The sequence below is a fragment of the Lysobacter humi (ex Lee et al. 2017) genome (assembly GCF_054781815.1).
This window is the reverse complement of sequence record NZ_BAAGTR010000009.1, coordinates 676,660-695,917: the sequence shown is the minus strand read 5'-3', so window position 1 is coordinate 695,917 and position 19,258 is coordinate 676,660. Positions and strand designations below refer to the sequence as shown.

The window sequence follows — 19,258 nt, the reverse complement described above, 5'->3', positions numbered from 1 at the left end:
TCCACGGAGCTGCCATGCCTAACGACCTCGCCCTCGCCCGCTGCACGCCGCGTCGCGGCGCCGAGCACCGACTCGCGCCCGAGCGCGCCGATGCACTGCTCGCGCAGCTGCAGGGCTGGTCGATCGTGGAGGACGGCCAGGCGATCACGCGCACGTTCCGCTTCCCCGACTATTACCGCACGATCGCGTTCGTCAACGCACTGGCCTGGATCGCCCATGAGCAGGATCACCATCCCGACCTCGGCGTGCACTACGACCGTTGCGTCGTGCGGTATTCGACGCACGACGTCGGCGGTCTCTCCGACAACGACTTCATCTGCGCCGCGAAAGCCGATGCACTGGCGGGCTGATCGGCTCGTCCTCCCGCTCGCTGCCGCGCTCGTGCTGACGGCCTGCGGCGGCGCGCCGAAGCCGCCTGCGGCACCCGTGGGCCGGCAGGAGCCGCCGCGAGCGGTGGAAACCCCGCCGCCCGACTACCCCGAGGCGCTCGCCTGCGAAGGCATCGGCGGCGAAGTCGACCTGCGCATCACGATCCGCCCGGACGGCAGCGTCGGCGACATCCGCGTGCAACGCGGCAGCGGTCGTCCGGAGCTGGACGACGCGGCGAAGCGCGCAGTGGCCACCTGGAAGTTCAAGCCGGCCACGCGCGGCGGCGCGCCGATCCCGATCATGATCGCCGTGCCCATGACCTTCCGGCCGCCCCTGGAGAAACCGCAGCGCTGCTTCGCGCTGCAGGAACAGGTGGGCTGAGGTCGTGCTTCAGGGCTCGACGATCGACCAGCCGACCTGCGCGCCGGCGCGGAAGGGTACGAGCTCGTGGCCACCCGCCTGCAGGGTGTCCGGCACCGTCATCGGCGTGGCGGCCAGCGTGAGGCGATCGGTATTGCGTGGCAGGCCGTAGAAGTCGGCGCCATGGTGGCTCGCGAATCCCTCGAGCCGGTCGATCGCCCCCGCCGCCGCAAAAGCTTCGGCATAGAGCTCGATCGCGGCATGCGCGGTGTAGATGCCCGCGCAGCCGCAGCCCGACTCCTTCGCATGCTTCGGATGCGGCGCGCTGTCGGTGCCCAGGAAGAACTTGGGCGACCCCGACGTCGCCGCGCGCACCAGCGCCTGGCGGTGGATCTCGCGCTTCAGGACGGGCAGGCAGTAGTGATGCGGTCGCAGCCCACCGGCGAAGATCGCATTACGATTGAGCAGCAGGTGGTGGACCGTAATCGTCGCCGCGACGTTCGCCGGCGCCGCCATCGCGAACTCGGCCGCTGCGGTCGTCGTGATGTGCTCGAGCACGATCCTCAGTGCCGGAAAATCACGCACCAGCGGCGCGAGCACGCGCTCGATGAAGACCGCTTCGCGATCGAAGACGTCGATATCCGGATCGGTGACCTCGCCATGCACGAGCAACGGCATGCCGACGCGCTGCATCGCGTCGAGTGCGGCCGTGCAGCGCCGCAGGTCGGTTACGCCGTGATGCGAGTTGGTCGTCGCATGTGCCGGATAGAGCTTCACGCCGTGGACAAAGCCGCTCTCTCGCGCGCGCGCGATCTCGTCGGCCGACGTGCCTTCCGTGAGGTACAGCGTCATCAACGGCTCGAAGCGCAGCCCGTCCGGCAGTGCATCGAGGATGCGGCCGCGATAGGCGGCGGCATCGGCCGTCGTTAACACGGGCGGCACGAGGTTCGGCATCACGATCGCGCGGCCCATCTGCCGCGCCGTGTCGGGCAGCACGTCGCGCAGCATCGCGCCGTCGCGCAGATGGACGTGCCAGTCGTCGGGACGGGTGATCGTGATCTGCTGGACGGACACGGCGGCTCGGGGTGATGGTGGTGCGGCTATTGTCGCGCTTCGCCGGGGCCAGATGGAGACGCGAGCCAGCGGGATAGCGCTCGCCGGCAGGGTGACGGCAGCCGTGTCGCTGTACCACGGGGGGCGCCCAAACCCCGCGCGATCGCGCTTGCCAGAGGGTCGCAGGGACGTCGTACGTCAGGCCGCGGTGGCGGACGCGGCGAACCGTGCGTCGATCCAGCTCCCGAACGCGTGCGACTCACTCGCCCAGGCGTCCGGCCCCGCGGCTCCGCCGTATGGAAGCGAGATCGCTTGGATGCCGGTCCAGCGCTCGAGCTCGCCACGGTTGTCCATGGCGGGGTCGGTGCCTGCCGAATGCGGCTCACTGAGGACGACGCCCGCGAGCTCGAGACCGCGTTGCCGGATCGCCTCGATCGTCAGCAGCACGTGATTGATGACGCCCAGCCGATCGGCTGCGACCAGCAGGACCGGCAGGCCGAGCCGCGTCGCGAGGTCCGCATTGAGCGCGCCGGGCCCGATCGGCGAATAGAAGCCGCCGGCGCCTTCCACCAGCAGCAGGCCCTGGTCGCCGACGCCGGCCGTGCACGCACCGGCGAGGCCCTCGATGTCGTAACGGACCCCCTCCAGTGCCGCGGCCCGCTCGGGCGACAGCGGCGCACGCAGGCGGATCGCATTGACGCGGGCAAGGGGTTCCTGGCCGCCTGCAGCCGCGCGAAGGGCCGCCGCGTCGGCCGGTACGAGGCCATCCGCGGACTCCGCACACCCCGACTCGACCGGCTTGCGCGCGTGCACCGGAAGCCCGCGGGACGCGAGTGCATGGGCGAGCGCGCAGGCCGCGCGGGTCTTGCCGACGCCGGTATCGGTGCCGGTGATGAAGAGTCCTCGATGCATGTCGTCAGTTTCCCATGTGGATCGCCTCGGCGAGTCCGTCGGCTAGACCGCGGTCTGCGGCGGCGGCCGGCGCGGGTTCAGCGCAACCGGTCCAGCACGTCGACGAGCTCGGGTGCCAGCGGCGCGTTGAGCAGGTACGGGGCACGGCCGCCGTCGAGCGCGAACTCGAGCGTCGAAGCGTGCAGGAACAGTCGCTTGAGGCCCACCTGCTCGCGAAGCCGCCGGTTCACCTCGGGGGCGCCGTACTTGTCGTCACCCGCGACGGCGTGGCCGATGTGCGACGAGTGGACGCGGATCTGATGGGTGCGACCGGTCTCGATCCGGACCTCACAGTACGAGTGCCCGCCGCGGCGCTCGAGCACGCGGATGTGGCTCAGCGAGGGCTTGCCTGCCGCATTCACCTGGACGTGTCGCTCGCCACCTTGGCGCAGGCCGACGTGCAGCGGCGCGTCGACGGACATCGTGCCATCGGGCATCCGCCCGACGAGCAGCGCGAGGTAGCGCTTGGCGATACCGCCCTCCTCCCGCATCAGCGCCTGGAGCTCGGTGAGCGCCGAGCGCTTCTTCGCGACGACGAGAAGCCCGGAGGTATCGCGGTCGAGCCGGTGGACCAGTTCGAGCGGCTGCCCCGGCCGAAGCGCGCGCAGCGCCTCGATCGCGCCGTAGCTGATCCCGCTTCCGCCATGGCTCGCGACGCCGGAGGGCTTGTTGAGCGCGAGCAGGCGCGCGTCCTCGAACACGATCGCGGCGTCGAGCGCCTCCAGCAGGCCCTTGGCCGGCGGCGCCTTGGCGCCCTCCTCCTGCAGCCGTACGGGGGGAATGCGCACCTCGTCGCCGGCCTCGAGCTTGCGCTCGGCCTTCGCGCGGCCGCCGTTGACACGCACCTGGCCGGACCGGACCAGCTTGTAGACCAGCGAGCGCGGGGCGCCCTTGAGCTGCCCCAGCAGGAAGTTGTCCAGGCGCTGGCCGTCCCGGTCGTCGGGGACACGGACGGTACGCGCGCCGGAAGCGGCTGGCTGGGTCATGGAGTCGTTATCTGTTAAACTCGCGCCGCGAGATAAGGTTTTGATTTCGCTGGAAGATCGCCGCTTATCCCCAGCCGGGTGGCTGGTGCGGCGCGGGCCGAAAGCCCCCTTCCGCGATTCCGGTGCGCGCCTGACCACGACCCGCGGGGTCGGCCATGTTAGCAGCGCGCTCAGGCAGGACCGGACCTCGCCCGACGGGTGACGCCGTCGTGCGATGACATCCGACCCGCGCGGCGCCGACGACATCCGAGGCCGCCGCCGGCCCCAAGGTTCCACAACAAGTTTCACGAACAAGCGCTCCCGCGGCCCGCCGTGGTGTGCAGCGCTGGAAGTGGGGCCCTCGACCGCGCGGTGCGCGACAGAGGCCCGTGCCCAGAGGCGGACGCCACGGCGCCGTCGCGCGGTTGCGCGCGAGGACGCCCAACAATGAAGCGAATGCTCATCAACGCGACGCAGGCGGAAGAACTGCGCGTCGCGATCGTCGATGGACAGGCCCTGTACGACATCGACATCGAACAGCCGGCGAAGGAACAGAAGAAGTCGAACATCTACAAGGGCCGCATCACCCGCCTCGAGCCGTCGCTCGAGGCCGCCTTCGTGGAGTACGGCGGCGAGCGCCACGGCTTCCTGCCGCTCAAGGAGATCTCGCGGGATTACTTCCAGGCCGGCGTCGACCCGAACAAGGCCGGGCTCAAGGAGCTGCTGAAGGAAGGCCAGGAAGTCGTCGTCCAGGTCGACAAGGAGGAACGCGGCAACAAGGGCGCGGCCCTGACGACCTTCATCTCGCTCGCGGGCCGCTATATGGTCCTGATGCCGAACTCGCCGACCGCGGGCGGCGTCTCGCGCCGCATCGAGGGCGACGACCGGGCCGAGCTCAAGAAGGCGATGGACTCGCTCAACATCCCCGACGACATGGGGGTGATCATCCGCACCGCCGGCGTCGGCCGTGACGCCGAAGAGCTGCAGTGGGACCTCGACTACCTGCTGCAGATCTGGCGCGCCATCTGCGAGGCCGCGCTCGCCAAGCCCGCGCCCTTCCTGATCTACCAGGAATCGCGCCTGATCATCCGCGCCCTGCGTGACTACATGCGCCCGGACATCGGCGAGGTCCTCGTCGACACGCCGGAGATGTATCAGGAGGCGCGCGACTTCGTGCAGCAGGTCATGCCGCACAACCTGCGCAAGCTCAAGCACTACACCGACGACGTCCCCCTCTTCAATCGCTACCAGATCGAGTCGCAGATCGAGAACGCCTACGAGCGGACGGTGAAGCTGCCGTCCGGCGGCGCGCTGGTGATCGACCAGACCGAGGCGCTCACCGCGATCGACGTCAACTCGGCCCGCGCCACGAAGGGCGGCGATATCGAAGAAACGGCGTTCAACACGAACCTCGAGGCGGCCGAGGAAGTCGCGCGCCAGATGCGCCTGCGCGATCTCGGCGGGCTCGTGGTCATCGACTTCATCGACATGTCGTCGACCAAGCACCAGCGCGAGGTCGAGAACCGGCTGTCGAACGCCCTGCGCCATGACCGCGCGCGCGTGCAGATCGGGCGCATCTCGCGCTTCGGCCTGCTCGAGCTCTCGCGGCAGCGACTGCGCCCGTCGCTGGGCGAGTCGAGCCAGATCGTGTGCCCACGCTGCGAGGGCCACGGCCGCATGCGCAGCGTGGAGTCGCTGTCGCTGTCCGTGCTGCGCCTCGCCGAAGAACATGCGATGAAGGACAACACGGGCCAGGTGCTCGTGCAGGCGCCGACCGAAATCGCGAACTACCTCCTCAACGAGAAGCGCCGCGCGCTCGCGGAGATCGAGCAGCGCCACGACGCGCCGATCGTGATCGTCGCCGACGACCAGCTCGAAACGCCGCACTTCGAGGTCACGCGGATCCGCGAGAACGAGCTCGGCGAGGAGACCAGCAAGCCGAGCTACCAGCGCCATACGCCGCGCAAGCTCGCGACGCATGCGCTGACCAAGGCCCATCTCAACATCCCGCCGCCGGCGGCCGTCACGAACGTCAAGCCGGCCCAGCCTGCGCCACTGCGCGAACCGCGCGAGGAGGCCCCTGCCCCGGTGGCTGCCGCCCCCGCCCCGGCGCCGATCGCCACGCCGACGCATTCGGTCGGCGTGGTCGAGCGGATCCTGCGCTTCTTCCGCGGCCAGACGCCGGTGGCTGCGCCGAGCGCACCGGCTGCACCGACGTCAGCGGGCAAGTCGCAGGGCGAGCGCCGCGACGGCCGTGACCGCAGCGAGCGTCGCGGGAATCGTGATGCGCGCGATGCCCGCCGTGATCGTGGCGCGGCGCCCTCCCCCGAGGCCCGGAACACTCCGCAGCCACCGAAGGGTACGCAGCCGCAGGGTCGCAACGGCGGCAAGTCGCGCCAGGGCCCGCAGCCCGCGAACGGCGGTGCCCCGTCGGCCGTCGCGCAGCCATTACCGGCGCAACCGCGTCCCTCCCGCCAGGAACGACGCGACGCCGCCGCGGCAGCCGCGGCGCGCGAGCCGAAGCCCGCGGTGACCGAGTCGGCGAAGCCGGCACAGGCGTCCCCGCCGCGCCCGGAGCCGACGCAGGCGGTCGAGAGCGCTGCCCTCACCGCGCCGGTCGCGATCGACGCCCTCGAGCCGCGGATCGACGCGGTCGAGCCCATCGGCACGCCCGTCGTCGCCACCGACGCCGCCGAGACCGCGCTTGCGCAGCTCGACAGCGCCGATGCCGGCAAGGGCGAGAACGGCGCGCGCCGTCGGCGTGGGCGTCGCGGCGGGCGTCGCCGCCGCCGCGGTGGTGCCGAAGGCGCCGAGGCGATCGATGGCCTGGACGGCCTCGAGGGCTTCGATGGCCCCGAAAGCGACGATGGCGAAGACAGCGAGGATAGCGGTGCGCAGGCATCGGGTCGTACACAGCCGGAATTCGAATTCGACGACATTCCGGCGGCCGCAGCGCCGGTCGCGCCCGTCGCCAAGCCGTCGCCGACGGCTGTGCATTCGAGCGAGCCTGCACCGGTCGCATCGGTGCAGACGGGAGCCCCGACGAGTTCGACCGCCGCCAACTCCGTAACGGTCGAAACGGCGCACCCTGCAGCGGATGCGGCCGAGTCGCTCGTCCGGACGGCCTCCCCTGCGGACACCGCCGAAGCGCATGAAGGCGCGGCCGCGTCGCCCGCCACCCGCGTGGCGGAATCCGTGCAGGAAGCCGACGCCGCCGTCGCGGCTGCGTCGCCCGCGAGCGACGCGACATCGGCGGTGCCGACGGGATCGGCCGTAACGGCTCCCACCGCGGTGCCCGTGCACGCCGCCGCGATCGCGGTCGATCCGGCGCCGACGGACGATGCCGCGCAAGCACCGGAGGTACCGACCAGCGTGGCAGCGGCGCAGGCCATGCCGGCAGAAAGCGTGGTTTCGGATAGCGCCCCGTCTGTAGCGCCGGCGGCTGTCGACGCCTCGACGGCGAACAGCGATGTGGAACGCCCATCGGCGGTCCCGCCGGATCGTCCGACGGCGGTCACCACGCCGGTCGAAGAGCCGCGCTACACGACGCAGGAGCTGCTGGACCTCCCGCCGCGCGCGGCCGAGCCGGACGCGAGCGCAAGCGAGCCCGTCGTCGGCGCTTCTGGTGAGGAAGCACCTCGAAACCCGTAATCAGTGCGACCGCTACGAGGAAAAGGCCGGCATCCCGCCGGCCTTTTCTTTGGCAGATGCTTCGAGTCGGTCCACGCGGGCAATTAGCCGAGGCGACAACCGCGCAAAGCATCGGAGCGCTAGCCCGTACTTACGGTTGCGGACGTCGGCCGCACTGGTACCGGGCGCGCCGCGGAGCCGCACGTGGACGCGCTCTTGATCGTGCGGATGACTTCGTGTGGCGATGACCGTCGGGTCGACCACCGCACCGGCGATCCCTACGGAATCGCCGACGCCTGGTCGACCAGCCCGTACTGCGCGGCCAGCCGCGCCAGCCCGACCGTGTCGCTGATCGCCAGCCCGAGCTTCTCGAACATGCGGCTCTTGTGCGTGTTCACGGTCTTCGGGCTCAGGTTGAGCCGCTTCGCGATCTGTTCCTGGCGCAGGCCCTGCACCAGCAGCAGCGCGATCTCGAGCTCGCGCGGCGAGCATTCGTCGAACGGCGAGCCGCTGCCGCCGATGCCGGACAATGCGAGGTTCTGCGCAACGGAAGAAGCGAGGTAGCGCTTGCCGCGTGCGACGTCGCGCACCGCGCGCAGCAGCTCGTTCGCGTCACCGCCCTTGCCGACATAGCCGGCCGCGCCGGCCTCGATGAGGCGTTTCGGAAGCGGGCCGTCCTCCATCACGGAGACGATGATGACGCGGCTGCCGAAGTCGCCGCGCACGATGCGCTCGGTGACCTCGAGCCCGCTCACGCCGGGCAGGTGCAGGTCACACAGCACCACGTCGGGCTTGAGCGTGCGGACCTGCGGCAGTGCTGCCTCGCCGCTGTCGCTGTCGCCGACCACTTCGATATCGGTCTGCGACGACAGGATCATGCGCATGCCGGTGCGCACCAGCGCATGGTCGTCGATGATGAATACGCGGATGGACATCCATTTCCCCCGGAGTTTTCCCGGAGGAAACGTTACTGGCGGCCGGCGGGCCGCGCAACCGCGCCTCAGTCGAAGCGCAGCTCCGCATCGCCGGAGAAGGTCTCGATCGAGATGTCCGCATCGCCGCTGCCGTAGCGCTTGCGCAGGTTGGCGCCCGGACCGTGGGGCGGGCGCTCGACGGTCGCGTTCGGCGCGCGCAGGCTGCCGCTGAAGCTTTCCGCGCGCACATCGGCGGAGACGTTCGACGGCAGCCGCAGGTCGATGTCGCCGCTGACCGATTCGAGCGTCATGCGCGCGCGCGCCGCGACGGCCGTGCGCAGTCGCATGTCGCCCGACACGCTCGTGCCCTGGAGCTGTTCGACCGGCGTGCCGATCACGTTGAGGTCGAGGTCGCCGGAGACGGTCTCCACCTCGATCTCGCCACCGAGCCGCCCGCTCAGCCGGATGTCGCCGCTGACGCTTTCCACGTTGACGTTGGCGCGGTTGAGCGTGAGGTCGAGGTCACCGCTCACGCTGCTGATCTCAGCGGAGTCCGGCGCAGCCGCAACCGTCGTGTTGCCGCTCACGTTCTCGATCTGCAGACGCGCGGGCGCCACGCCCCAGGCGAGGACATCCGCGGAGACGGCGGCGATGTCGAGGTCGGCGCGCACCGGCACCATCAGTCGCAGCACCGTGGGCTCGCTCTGCGAGTCGCCGAGCGCGAAACCCATCACGCCGTTGCGCGAGGGATACTTCACCTTGATCCGCAGCACGCCGCGGTCGCCCTGGATCTCGAGGCGTTCGACGCCCTTGCCGAGCGAGCCTTCGATCCTGACTTCGGCACGGTCCCAGGCGCGCACTTCGATACGGCCCTTGACGTTCTCGACCTCGACGCGGCCGCGCGCATCGAGCGGGCGCGACTCGTTGATCGGCGTGGCCGCCGACGCGGCATTGCCGGCGAGCAATAGCGCTGTCGCGAGCAGGGTGATGGTGGGGGTGTTCATGGCGGTCTCCTGGTCAACCCGCGAGTGCGCGCTGCGACAGCGCGAGGCGGAGGGCATAGGTGCGGCGCAACTGCTCGAGCAGCAGTCGCGAATCGGGATCGCGATCGAGCGCGCGACGGATCTGCCGCGCGCTGCGGTCGAGCTCGCTGACGGCGGGCGCGATCGGATCGGTGGACGGTGCGCTGCCGAGGCTGCGGAAGGCGTCGCGGTACTCGGCCTCGAGCGTCTGCGCCGCGCGCAGTGCAGTCGTATCCGGCGGCTCGGGGCGGTAGCGCGAAGAAAGCAGCGCGACCGACGCAACCGCGAGCACCACCGTAGCGGCCACCGCGAATGCGGGACGCCAGTGGGCCGTCGGCGCGGCCGCGCGTGCCTGCGGCTCCGCAAGGCGCGCCGCGATGCCCGGCCAGAGGTCGTTCGCCGGCTGCACGTCCTGCCGCATCGTGCGGAGCTGCCAGCGCAATGCCTCGGGGAGCGGTGCATCACTGCCCGGCGGCGTCGTTTCGTGCGTCATGCGTTCTCTCCCAGTCGTGCACGCAGCAGCTGGCGCGCACGGTGCAGCTGTGCCTTGGAACTGCCGACGGCCATGTCGAGCTCGGCCGCGATCTCCTCGTGCTTCCAGCCCTCGATGTCGTAAAGGACCAGGACGGCCCGCGCGCGGGGCGGCAGGCTCGCGACCGCGCGCTCCAGGTCGAGGCGCAGCGCCGTCGAGCCGCCGGCCGAGTCGGCCGCGCCGACCATGTCGAGCTCGTCGCCCTCGCCCTCGTCATGGCGGCGCACGCGGCGGCTGCGCAGGTCCATCAGCGCCGTATTCACCGCGAGCCGATGCAGCCACGTGCCGAAGGCGGCGTCCTGCCGGAAGCCGGCGAGCGACTGCCAAGCACGGACGAAGGTCTCCTGCGTGAGGTCCTCGGCCCGCGCGCCGTGCGCGCCGACCAAGCGCGTGATCACGCCATGGACCCGTCCCGCGTGCCGGCGGTAGAGCGCCCCGAAGGCACCCACGGAGCCTCGAGACGCCGACGCCACCAGGTCGCGGTCGTCGTCGAGCGCGGCGGTGGAGACGAGCGAGGCATCGAGCACGGCGGTGAGCATACCCCTCTGATGCAGCGGGGCGTCCGGAGGTTTAAAAGCGCCGCACGCTTCCCACGTGACTCGCACGACCGGGGTGCGGCAGCGGCGGACGTCTCGCGCCCACGCGGGGCGCCGGACTCAACTCTGGGCTCGGCGAGCGCGTCGTCGCGGCCCTGGACGGCCTCGCGCACCCCGAAACGAGGACGGGCCCCGAAAGGCCCGTCTGGAGCTTGGCGGAGAGAGTGGGATTCGAACCCACGGAAGGTTTGACCCTTCGGCGGTTTTCAAGACCGCTGCCTTAAACCACTCGGCCATCTCTCCGGGGTACATCGCGCGCGTCCGGGCCCCTGCCCGACGCCATCGACCGGTCGTCGCAGCGGCGCGCGCGGCCGCATTCTCGCACGCGTCAGGCCGGAACCGCCTCCGCGCGACGGGGTGCCGTCTCGGCATCGCCCGGGCAAGGCCGGCCGTGGATCTCCGAGCACTGCAGCCGCGCCGACTCGACCAGCGCCGGCGCGCGCTCGGCGAGGAAATCGATGAAGACGCGCACGGCGGGCAGCATGCCGCGGCGCGAGGCGAAGACCGCGTGGAAGATGCCCTGCGGAAGGCGCCAGTCCGGCAGCACGACCTCGAGCTCGCCATTGCGCACGGCTTCGGCGCAGATCGTCTCGGGCAGCAGCGTGATGCCGATGCCCTGCTTGGACAGCTGCATCAGCATCGGGAAATCAAAGCCCATGATCCGCGGCTTGAGTTCCATGCGGCGTACCTCGCCGTTCGGGCCGTGCAGCTCCCACCGCTGGCGCGCCTCGTCCTCGCTCATCGACATGGTGACGTGCTCGGCGAGTTCGTCCGGCGTCTTCGGGCGGCCCATGCGCTTGAGGTACTGCGGGCTCGCGACGAGCAGCTCCTGGATCTGGCCGAAGCTGCGCATCACCAGGCTGCCGTCGTCGTCGAGCCGCGTGCGCACGCGCAGCGCGACGTCGAAGCCTTCGTTGATCACGTCCACCCGCCGGTTGCTGATGTGCATCTGCACGCGGACCTGCGGATACAGCGCGAGGAATTCCGGCAAGAGGCGCGGCATGTGCTGCTGGGCGATGCCCACCGGGACGCTCACGCGGATCACGCCGCGCGGCTCGGCGCTGAGCCGGTCGACGACCTCGCGCGCCGCCTTCGCCTCCTCGAGCATCGACTGCGCGTGGCGGTAGACACTCTGCCCGACGTCCGTGACGGCGAAGCGTCGCGTGGATCGCTGCAGCAGCCGCACGCCGAGATCGGTCTCGAGTTGCGAGATCCGACGGCTCAGCCGCGACTTGGGAATCCCCAGCGCGCGCTCGGCGGCGGCGAAGCCGGAATGCTCGACGACGGCGGCGAAGTAATAGAGGTCATTGAGGTCATGCATGGCGACAGTTCCATGGACGCAACGTACAGTGGCATTGGACCACGTTAATTCCACGGATGCAACGCCCTAGCTTCTGTCGTGCCCGGTATCCCACCGACAGGACGATCCCATGAACCTCCTTCACATCGACTCCAGCGCCCTGGGCGCGAACTCCGCCACCCGCGAAATCACCGCCGCACTCGTTGCCGGCCTGCAGGCCGATGCGCCCGGCGCCACGGTCGAACGTCTCGACCTGGACGCGAATCCCCTCCCCCATCTCGACGGCCGGATCCTCGGCGGTGCGGACGCCGAGGCGGCCGCGCGCTCGGCGGTGACCCTGGACCAGTTCCTCGCGGCCGACACCGTCGTTATCGGTGCGCCGATGTACAACTTTTCGATCCCGTCCAGCCTGAAGGCGTGGATCGACCGCATCAGCGTGGCCGGGCGCACGTTCCGCTACACCGCCGACGGCCCCGAGGGCCTGGTGCACGGCAAGACGATCATCGTGGCCGTCGCGGCCGGCGGCCTGCATGCGGGCGAGCCGACCGATTTCGTGGAGCCGTACCTGCGGCAGGTATTCGGCTTCCTCGGGGTCACCGATCTCCATTTCGTCCGCGCCGACGGTGTCGCACTGTCGCCCGCACATCGCCGTGAAGCGATCGATCGCGCGATCTCGGGCTGCGAGAACCAACGCCTCGCGGCCTGATGCCGGAATGCAAAGGCTCGCCGATGTCGACGGGCCTTCCAATTGCGCGGATGCAGCTGCTCAGCGCAGGACGTCGAGCCCGCCCATGTAAGGGCGCAGGACTTCCGGCACGACGATGCTGCCATCGGCCTGCTGGTAGTTCTCCATGACGGCGATCATGGCGCGGCCCACGGCCACGCCCGAGCCGTTGAGCGTATGCACCGGCTCGGGCTTGCCCGTCTGCGGATTGCGCCAGCGCGCCTGCATGCGGCGCGCCTGGAAGGCGTCGCAGTTGGAGCACGACGAGATCTCACGGTAGGTGCCCTGCGAGGGCAGCCAGACCTCGAGGTCGAACGTCTTCGACGCGGAAAAGCCCATGTCGCCCGTGCACAGCAGCATGCGGCGATACGGAAGGCCGAGTCGCTCGAGCACGACCTCGGCGCAGCGCGTCATGCGCTCGTGCTCGGCGTCGCTCTCCTCCGGCTTCGCGATGCTCACCAGCTCGACCTTCTCGAACTGGTGCTGGCGGATCATGCCGCGCGTGTCGCGGCCGTGGCTGCCGGCCTCGGCGCGGAAGCACATCGAGTGCGCCGTCATGCGCAGCGGCAGCGCCGGGTCCTCCACGATCTCGTCGCGCACGATGTTCGTCAGCGGCACCTCGGACGTCGGGATCAGGTAGCGCTTCGACTCGCCGACGGCCGTGGCGAACAGGTCGTCCTCGAACTTCGGCAGTTGGCCGGTGCCCCGCATGCTGTCGGCATTCACGAGCAGCGGCACGTTCACCTCGGTGTAGCCGTGCTCCCCCGTGTGGAGGTCGAGCATGAACTGCGCCAGCGCACGATGCAGCCGCGCGAGCGGGCCTCGCAGCACGGTGAAGCGCGCACCCGAAAGCTTCGCGGCGGTGTCGCCGTCGAGCCAGCCGTTGCGTGCGCCGAGCTCGACGTGGTCCTTCGGCTCGAAATCGAGCGTGCGCGGCGTGCCCCAGCGATGCTGCTCGACGTTCCCCGACTCGTCGTTCCCCTGCGGCACCGACTCGTGTGGCACGTTCGGAATGCCCAGTGCGATTGCCTCGAGCTCGCTGCGGATCGCGTCCAGCCGCGCCTCGCCCAACTTCAGCTCGTCGCCGATCCCCGCGACCTCGGCCATCAGCGCGGCCGTGTCCTCGCCCTTCGCCTTCGCCTGCCCGATGGCCTTGCTGCGCGTGTTCCGCAGGTTCTGCAGCTCCTGCGTGCGCGTCTGGATCTGCTTGCGCTCGGCCTCGAGCGACTCCAGCGCTGCCACGTCGAGCACGTAGCCCCGCGTCGCGCGCAGGCGTTCGGCGACTTCGGCGGGGCGTTGGCGCAGTTGGGCGTTGTCGAGCATCGTGGCGATCGCGAAGGATGGGAGCGACGGGCATTATGGCGGCTGCGCGGCGCCCCGCACCCTTCCCGACGGCTTAACGGCGCGTCGGTAGCATCGCCGCACGCCCCACGACGGACCCCCATGGCCACGCCGACACCCCAGCCCACTCCGCGACGTCGCTTTCCCGACCTCTCCGCTTGGTCGCCGGGACGACGCGGCTGGCTCTGGTTCGTTCCCGCCTTCGCGATCGGGCTGGTGCTGTTCTTCGTGGTGATCCGGCAGTCGCGCGACGACGGCTTCTTCCGCGCCGGTACGGTGCCACCCACGGCATCCGACGAGACCTACGCGCCGCTGCCGGCGCCGCTGCCGGCCGGCGAAGGCTCGGGCATCGAGCCGCTGCCACCGCCGCCGGTCGACGAGGCGCCGGTTGCCCAGGCACCGCCGCCACCGCCGCCGGCGCCCGTCGAGCGACGCCCCGAGCCCGAGCGTCCGGAACCCGTTGCCGTGGCTCGCGATCGCGATCCGAAGCCGGTCCCCGGCCGCACGCCGCCGCCGGATTACCCGGCGCGTTCGCTCGTCCGCGGCGAAGGGGGCACGACGCTCGTGGTCGCGCACATCGGGCCCGATGGCGTGCCCACGTCGGTGCAGGTCGCGCAGAGCAGCGGCTCGCGCGACCTCGACCGCGCGGCGACGGCGGCGGTGCGGCGTTGGCGCTTCGAGCCGGCGGTGAAGGATGGAAACCCGACGGTCGGCACCGTCATGGTGCCGATCGATTTCAGGCCCTGAGGCCTCAGCGCGCCTCGTCGATCCCGAAGCCCGCGCCGCGCGCGAGGTCGACGAAGCCCGGGAACGACGTCGCGACGTTCGCCGTATCGTCGATCCGCACCCCGCCGCGCTCGACCCGCTGCGCCGCGACCGCGAGCGCCATCGCGATGCGATGGTCACCGTGGCTGCCCGCGGCGCCGGCATGCAGGGCGCCGCCGCGGATGCGCGCGCCATCGGCGAACTCCTCGACGTCCGCACCGAGTGCACGCAGCCCCGCGGCCATCGTCGCGATCCGGTCGGATTCCTTGACCCGCAGCTCCGCGGCGTCTCGCACGCGGGTTTCGCCGTCCGCGCAGGCTGCGGCGGCGAACAGCGCCGGGAACTCGTCGATCATGTCCGGCACCAGGTGCGTCGGGACCTCGATGCCGCGAAGCGGCGCATACCGCACGCGCAGGTCGGCGACCGGCTCGCCGCCCTGCTCGCGCGGCGCGATCGCGTCGATGTCGGCGCCCATCAGGCGCAGCGCGTCGAGCAGGCCCGTCCGCCGCGGATTCATGCCGACCGCTTCGACGACGAGGTCCGACCCCGGCACGATGCTGGCGGCGACGAGGAAGAACGCGGCCGACGAGAAGTCGGCCGGCACGTCGACATCCGTCGCATGCAGCCGCCCGCCGCCCCCGAGGCTCGCGGTCCCGGGTGAAAACTCGATGTCGTAACCGAACGCGCGCAGCATCCGCTCGGTGTAGTCGCGCGTCGGCGTGGGCTCGACGACCGTGGTGCGGCCCGCCGCATACAGCCCCGCGAGCAGCAGCGCCGACTTCACCTGCGCGCTCGCCACTTCGGTCTCGATACGAGCACCGCGCAGCGCGGGCACCGGTGCTATTCGCAGCGGTGGCAGTCCGCCGTCCTCGGTCTCGATGCACGCGCCGAGCCGCGAGAGCGGCTCCGTGACGCGGCGCATGGGCCGGCGGGACAGCGACTCGTCGCCGACCAGCACGCTCGGAAAACCCTGCGCGGACAGGAGCCCCGCGAGCAGGCGCATCCCGGTGCCCGCGTTGCCGCAGTCGAGGGGACGGTCCGGTGCCCGCAGTCCGTCCATGCCGACGCCATGGACGATGCGTTCGCTCGCCGCGGGCGACTCGATCCGGACACCGAGGCGCGAAAAGACCCGCGCGGTCGCGCGCGTGTCCTCGCCTTCGAGAAAGCCGGTGATCCGGCTCGTGCCATCGGCGATCGACGCGAGCATCACCGCGCGATGCGAGATCGACTTGTCGCCAGGGACGCGGATGCGCCCGCGCAGGGGCGACCCGGCACTCGCCGTCCATGTGCTCATCGCAGGACCTCGTCGAGCGCCTGGAGCAGGCGTCGGTTCTCGTCGGCGGTGCCCACCGTGACGCGGCTGTACTCACCCAGCCCGTAGCCTGCCATCGGCCGCAGGATCACGCCCTGTCGGAGGAGCCGGGTCTCGATGTCCCGCGTCGCCGCACCGAACCGCACCAGCAGGAAATTCGTCTGGGAGGGCGAAACGGCGAGCCCGCGTGCAGCCAGCGCGGCCGCGAGCGACGCGCGCTGCTCGGCGTTGCGCTGGACGGTCCACCCAAGGTGCTCGCGGTCGCCCAGCGCAGCCTCGCAGGCGGCAAGTGCGATCGAATTGACGTTGAAGCTCTCGCGGACCCGCTCCATCACCGCGACCAGCCCGGGCGGCGCGACGAGATAGCCGCAACGCAGGCCCGCGAGCGCATACGCCTTGCTGAAGGTGCGGGTCACGACCAGGTTCGTGCGGGCGGCGACCTGCGGCAGCACGCTCGCGTAATCGGGCGCCAGCGCCATTTCGGCATAGGCCTCGTCGACTACGACGAGTACGTGGTCGGGCACGGCGTCGAGGAACGCGGCGAGTGCCTTGGCACCCAGCCACGTGCCCGTCGGGTTGTTCGGATTGGCGAGGTAGACCAGCCGCGTGTCGGCGCCGATGGCTGCGGCGAGCGTTGCGAGGTCGTGGCCGTGCGGCATCGAGTCGTCCGCGGGCCGTGCCGCGGCGACGCGAATCGTCGCCCCGGCGGCCTGTGCGGCGAGGGCGAATACCGCGAAGCCGTATTGGGGAAACGCGACCTCGGTGCCGGACCCCGCGAAAATCTGCGCGAGCTGCATCAGCAATTCGTGCGATCCATTACCGAGGAGGATCGCGGCGGGGTCGATCCCGTGCGCATGCGCGAGTGCGGTCTTCAACGCCGCGCCGCGCGGGTCGGGATAGCGATGAATGCCGTGGAGCGCGTCGAGCACCGCGGCACGGGCCTGCGGGGACGGCCCGTAAGGACTCTCGTTCGAGCCGAGCTCGACGAGCCAGGGATGTGCGGCGCGCAGTGCCACCACGTCGTGCCCCGGGTCATAGGCATGCAGCCGCTGGATCCCCGGCGTGGCGCGTGCGGCGTAAGCGGCTTCGTCGCGCGGCCCGCTCATCCGATCGCCACCGGATACGAGCCGAGCACGCGGACCTCCTGCGCGAACTCGCCCAGCTCGCCGAGCGCGCGCTCCATGCCGGCATCGTGCGCATGCCCGTCGATGTCGATGAAGAAGGCGTACTGCCAGGGCGCAGCGTGGCCGGGGCGGGACTCGATGCGCGTCATGCTGAGGCCGTTGCGCGCGAAGGGCTCGAGTACGCGGTACAGCGCGCCGGGCTGGTCGCGGATGTAGACGAGCAGCGAGGTGCGATCGTGCCCCGACGGCGTGAACAGCTCGCGCCCCAGCACGAGAAAGCGCGTGGTGTTGTCCTGCCGATCCTCGATCGGGCCGGCGACGGTGCGCAGGCCGTAGATGCTGGCCGCGCTCGCGCCGGCGATGGCGGCGGCATCGTCGGCATTGCGCGCGCGGCGGGCCGCGTCGGCATTGCTCGCCACGGGGATCATCTCGGCGTTCGGCAGGTTCACGCGCAGCCAGGCGCGGCACTGCGCGAAGGATTGCGGATGCGAGTAGACCCGCTCGATCTCGTCCATCCGTCCGCTGCGCGAAAGCAGGTGCTGGTGGACGCGCAGCTCGACCTCACCGCAGATGCGCACTTCCGACGACAGGAACATGTCCAGCGTCGACTGGATCGTGCCCTGCGTGGAGTTCTCCACCGGCACGACACCGAAGTCGGCATTGCCTGCCTGCACCTCCTGGAACACTTCCTCGATGCTCGCCAGCGGCAGTGCGCGCACGGAGTGCCCGAAGTGCTTGAGGGCCGCCTGTTGCGAATGCGTGCCCTCGGGCCCGAGGTAGCCGACCTTCAGCGGCTCCTGCTGGGCGAGGCAGGCCGACATGATCTCGCGGAACACCCGCACCAGCACTGCATTTTCCAGCGGCCCCTCGTTGCGGTCCACGACCCGCCGCAGCACCTGGGCCTCGCGCTCCGGGCGGTAGTAGTCGACGGCACGTGCGAGATCGCCCTTCGCACGGCCGACCTGCGCCGCATATCGGGCGCGCTCGCTGATGAGCGACTGGATCTCGCGATCGATGCCGTCGATGCGCTCGCGGAGCGCGCCGAGGCTGGGAAGGATGCCGTCGTCCTGCGTTGCCATGTCCCGTCCTGCTACGGTGGCGGCCTGCCGTGGTCGCCTCGCCGCGTCGTGTCGTCGAGTCCCTGGTCAGCCGTGGCGCGCGCGGAAGTCGTCCATGAAGGCGACGAGCGCACGCACGCCCGCCTCGGGCAATGCGTTGTAGATGGAGGCCCGCATGCCGCCGAGCGCGCGATGGCCCTTCAGCCCGATCAGGCCCGCCTGCTCGGACTCGGCGAGGAAGGCCTTGTCGAGCGCGGGATCGTGCAGGAAGAAGGGCACGTTCATGCGCGAACGCACGTCCGGGGCAACCTCGTTGCGGTAGAAGCCGCCGGAGCCGTCGATCGCCGCATAAAGCATCGCCGCCTTGCGTGCGTTCCGCTCGGCGAAGGCCTCGACGCCGCCTTCGGCGAGCATCCACTTGAAGACGAGGCCCGCGAGATACCAGTTCCACGTCGGCGGCGTATTGAGCATCGACTCGCCCTTGAGATGCGAGCGGTAGTCAAAGATGTCGGCGCGCGGCTGGCCGCTGCGCTCGAGCAGGTCACGCCGCACGATCACCACGGTCACGCCGACCGGCCCGAGATTCTTCTGTGCGCCCGCGTAGATCACGCCGAAACGCGAGACGTCGAGCGGCTCGGACGCGATGCTCGAGCTGAAGTCGGCGAACAGCGGGACGTCGCCCGTGTCCGGCACGTCACGGAACTCCACGCCGTGGATCGTCTCGTTCGCAGTGATGTGCACGTAGGCCGCGTCGGGCGAAAGCGACCACGACGCGCGTTCCGGGATGTCTCGGAACCCGCCCGCCTCGCTCGTCGCCGCGATGCGCGCATCGACGTAGACCTTCGCCTGCTTGACCGCGGTCTTCCCCCAGTGGCCCGAGATCACGTAGTCCGCCGCCTGCTCGGGCGCGGCGAAGTTCAGCGGCAGCAGTGCCTGCGCGGTCGTCGCGCCACCGGCGAGGAACAGCACCGCGTAGCCGTCGGGGATCGACATCAGGCGACGCAGGTCGGCCTCGGCCTCGGCCGCGACGCCCATGAACTCCGCGCCGCGATGGCTCAGCTCGACGATCGACGCGCCGACGCCGCGCCAGTCCAGCAGCTCGTCGCGCGCCTGCTCGAGGACGGTTTCCGGGAGGGTGGCGGGGCCGGCACTGAAGTTGAAGACGCGGGGCATCGTCGGGCTCGCGGGCGGAGGAAGCCCGAGTATGCCGCAGCGCAGCACGACCGCCGCGCGCGGCTGCAT

The 19,258-nt window shown here is 70.7% G+C and carries 17 protein-coding genes, 1 tRNA gene and 1 pseudogene; 5 read left to right on the top strand and 14 right to left on the bottom strand.

What is annotated here, in order from left to right:
* Positions 1-14 precede the first annotated feature (14 nt).
* Both ACYVJJ_RS10165 and ACYVJJ_RS10160 read left to right on the top strand, forming a co-directional pair.
* Entirely contained in the window at positions 15-350 is a 336-nt protein-coding gene (locus ACYVJJ_RS10165) for a 4a-hydroxytetrahydrobiopterin dehydratase (RefSeq protein WP_460833232.1), read from the top strand.
* The gene (locus ACYVJJ_RS10160) at positions 334-750 is read left to right on the top strand and encodes an energy transducer TonB (protein WP_460833231.1); all 417 of its coding nucleotides are present in this window, start codon (positions 334-336) and stop codon (positions 748-750) included. Before ACYVJJ_RS10165 ends, ACYVJJ_RS10160 begins: the two co-directional genes overlap by 17 nt.
* Before the next feature lie 9 nt (positions 751-759).
* Here ACYVJJ_RS10160 and pyrC read toward each other — a convergent pair whose 3' ends face one another.
* The 3 genes from pyrC to ACYVJJ_RS10145 form a co-directional block, all read right to left on the bottom strand.
* Positions 760-1,803, bottom strand: a complete 1,044-nt coding sequence (gene pyrC / locus ACYVJJ_RS10155; RefSeq protein ID WP_460833229.1) for a dihydroorotase — start codon at positions 1,801-1,803, stop codon at positions 760-762.
* A gap of 177 nt (positions 1,804-1,980) precedes the next feature.
* The gene (gene bioD, locus ACYVJJ_RS10150) at positions 1,981-2,694 is read right to left on the bottom strand and encodes a dethiobiotin synthase (RefSeq protein WP_460833228.1); all 714 of its coding nucleotides are present in this window, start codon (positions 2,692-2,694) and stop codon (positions 1,981-1,983) included.
* 77 nt (positions 2,695-2,771) lie between these two features.
* Complete coding sequence (locus tag ACYVJJ_RS10145; RefSeq protein WP_460833226.1) at positions 2,772-3,719, bottom strand: RluA family pseudouridine synthase; 948 nt, start codon at positions 3,717-3,719, stop codon at positions 2,772-2,774.
* Positions 3,720-4,154: 435 nt separating this feature from the next.
* On the opposite strand from ACYVJJ_RS10145, the pseudogene ACYVJJ_RS10140 reads away from it, so the two are divergent.
* Positions 4,155-6,335, top strand: a pseudogene (locus ACYVJJ_RS10140) (Rne/Rng family ribonuclease); the annotation flags it as partial.
* Between the two features lie 1,271 nt (positions 6,336-7,606).
* Here ACYVJJ_RS10140 and ACYVJJ_RS10135 read toward each other — a convergent pair.
* The 6 genes from ACYVJJ_RS10135 to ACYVJJ_RS10110 all read right to left on the bottom strand — a co-directional run bounded on the left by ACYVJJ_RS10135 (position 7,607) and on the right by ACYVJJ_RS10110 (position 11,713).
* Positions 7,607-8,263 carry a response regulator gene (locus tag ACYVJJ_RS10135; protein ID WP_460833225.1) on the bottom strand — a complete coding sequence of 219 codons (657 nt, stop codon included), beginning with the start codon at positions 8,261-8,263 and terminating at the stop codon, positions 7,607-7,609.
* A gap of 65 nt (positions 8,264-8,328) precedes the next feature.
* Complete coding sequence (locus ACYVJJ_RS10130; RefSeq protein WP_460833223.1) at positions 8,329-9,246, bottom strand: DUF4097 family beta strand repeat-containing protein; 918 nt, start codon at positions 9,244-9,246, stop codon at positions 8,329-8,331.
* 13 nt (positions 9,247-9,259) lie between these two features.
* Entirely contained in the window at positions 9,260-9,757 is a 498-nt protein-coding gene (locus tag ACYVJJ_RS10125; protein ID WP_460833221.1) for a hypothetical protein, read from the bottom strand.
* The gene (locus ACYVJJ_RS10120; RefSeq protein ID WP_460833219.1) at positions 9,754-10,335 is read right to left on the bottom strand and encodes an RNA polymerase sigma factor; all 582 of its coding nucleotides are present in this window, start codon (positions 10,333-10,335) and stop codon (positions 9,754-9,756) included. Before ACYVJJ_RS10120 ends, ACYVJJ_RS10125 begins: the two co-directional genes overlap by 4 nt.
* Positions 10,336-10,545: 210 nt before the next feature.
* Positions 10,546-10,635 (bottom strand) — tRNA-Ser (locus ACYVJJ_RS10115).
* Between the two features lie 85 nt (positions 10,636-10,720).
* Complete coding sequence (locus tag ACYVJJ_RS10110; protein ID WP_460833218.1) at positions 10,721-11,713, bottom strand: LysR family transcriptional regulator; 993 nt, start codon at positions 11,711-11,713, stop codon at positions 10,721-10,723.
* Between the two features lie 109 nt (positions 11,714-11,822).
* Here ACYVJJ_RS10110 and ACYVJJ_RS10105 point away from each other — a divergent pair, with 109 nt between their 5' ends.
* Entirely contained in the window at positions 11,823-12,398 is a 576-nt protein-coding gene (locus ACYVJJ_RS10105) for an FMN-dependent NADH-azoreductase (protein ID WP_460833216.1), read from the top strand.
* 60 nt (positions 12,399-12,458) lie between these two features.
* Here ACYVJJ_RS10105 and serS read toward each other — a convergent pair whose 3' ends face one another.
* Complete coding sequence (gene serS, locus ACYVJJ_RS10100; RefSeq protein ID WP_460833214.1) at positions 12,459-13,739, bottom strand: serine--tRNA ligase; 1,281 nt, start codon at positions 13,737-13,739, stop codon at positions 12,459-12,461.
* Between the two features lie 120 nt (positions 13,740-13,859).
* Here serS and ACYVJJ_RS10095 point away from each other — a divergent pair, with 120 nt between their 5' ends.
* Positions 13,860-14,504 carry an energy transducer TonB gene (locus ACYVJJ_RS10095; RefSeq protein ID WP_460833212.1) on the top strand — a complete coding sequence of 215 codons (645 nt, stop codon included), beginning with the start codon at positions 13,860-13,862 and terminating at the stop codon, positions 14,502-14,504.
* 4 nt (positions 14,505-14,508) lie between these two features.
* Here ACYVJJ_RS10095 and aroA read toward each other — a convergent pair whose 3' ends face one another.
* The 4 genes from aroA to serC form a co-directional block, all read right to left on the bottom strand.
* Complete coding sequence (gene aroA / locus ACYVJJ_RS10090; RefSeq protein ID WP_460833210.1) at positions 14,509-15,816, bottom strand: 3-phosphoshikimate 1-carboxyvinyltransferase; 1,308 nt, start codon at positions 15,814-15,816, stop codon at positions 14,509-14,511.
* Entirely contained in the window at positions 15,813-16,940 is a 1,128-nt protein-coding gene (gene hisC, locus ACYVJJ_RS10085) for a histidinol-phosphate transaminase (protein ID WP_460833209.1), read from the bottom strand. Before hisC ends, aroA begins: the two co-directional genes overlap by 4 nt.
* Positions 16,937-18,037: a prephenate dehydratase gene (pheA, locus tag ACYVJJ_RS10080; protein ID WP_460833207.1), complete on the bottom strand. Its 1,101-nt coding sequence runs from the start codon at positions 18,035-18,037 to the stop codon at positions 16,937-16,939. Before pheA ends, hisC begins: the two co-directional genes overlap by 4 nt.
* 66 nt (positions 18,038-18,103) lie before the next feature.
* Positions 18,104-19,189 (bottom strand): 3-phosphoserine/phosphohydroxythreonine transaminase, encoded by a 1,086-nt coding sequence (gene serC, locus ACYVJJ_RS10075; RefSeq protein ID WP_460833367.1) that lies wholly within the window; start codon positions 19,187-19,189, stop codon positions 18,104-18,106.
* Positions 19,190-19,258: the final 69 nt, after the last annotated feature.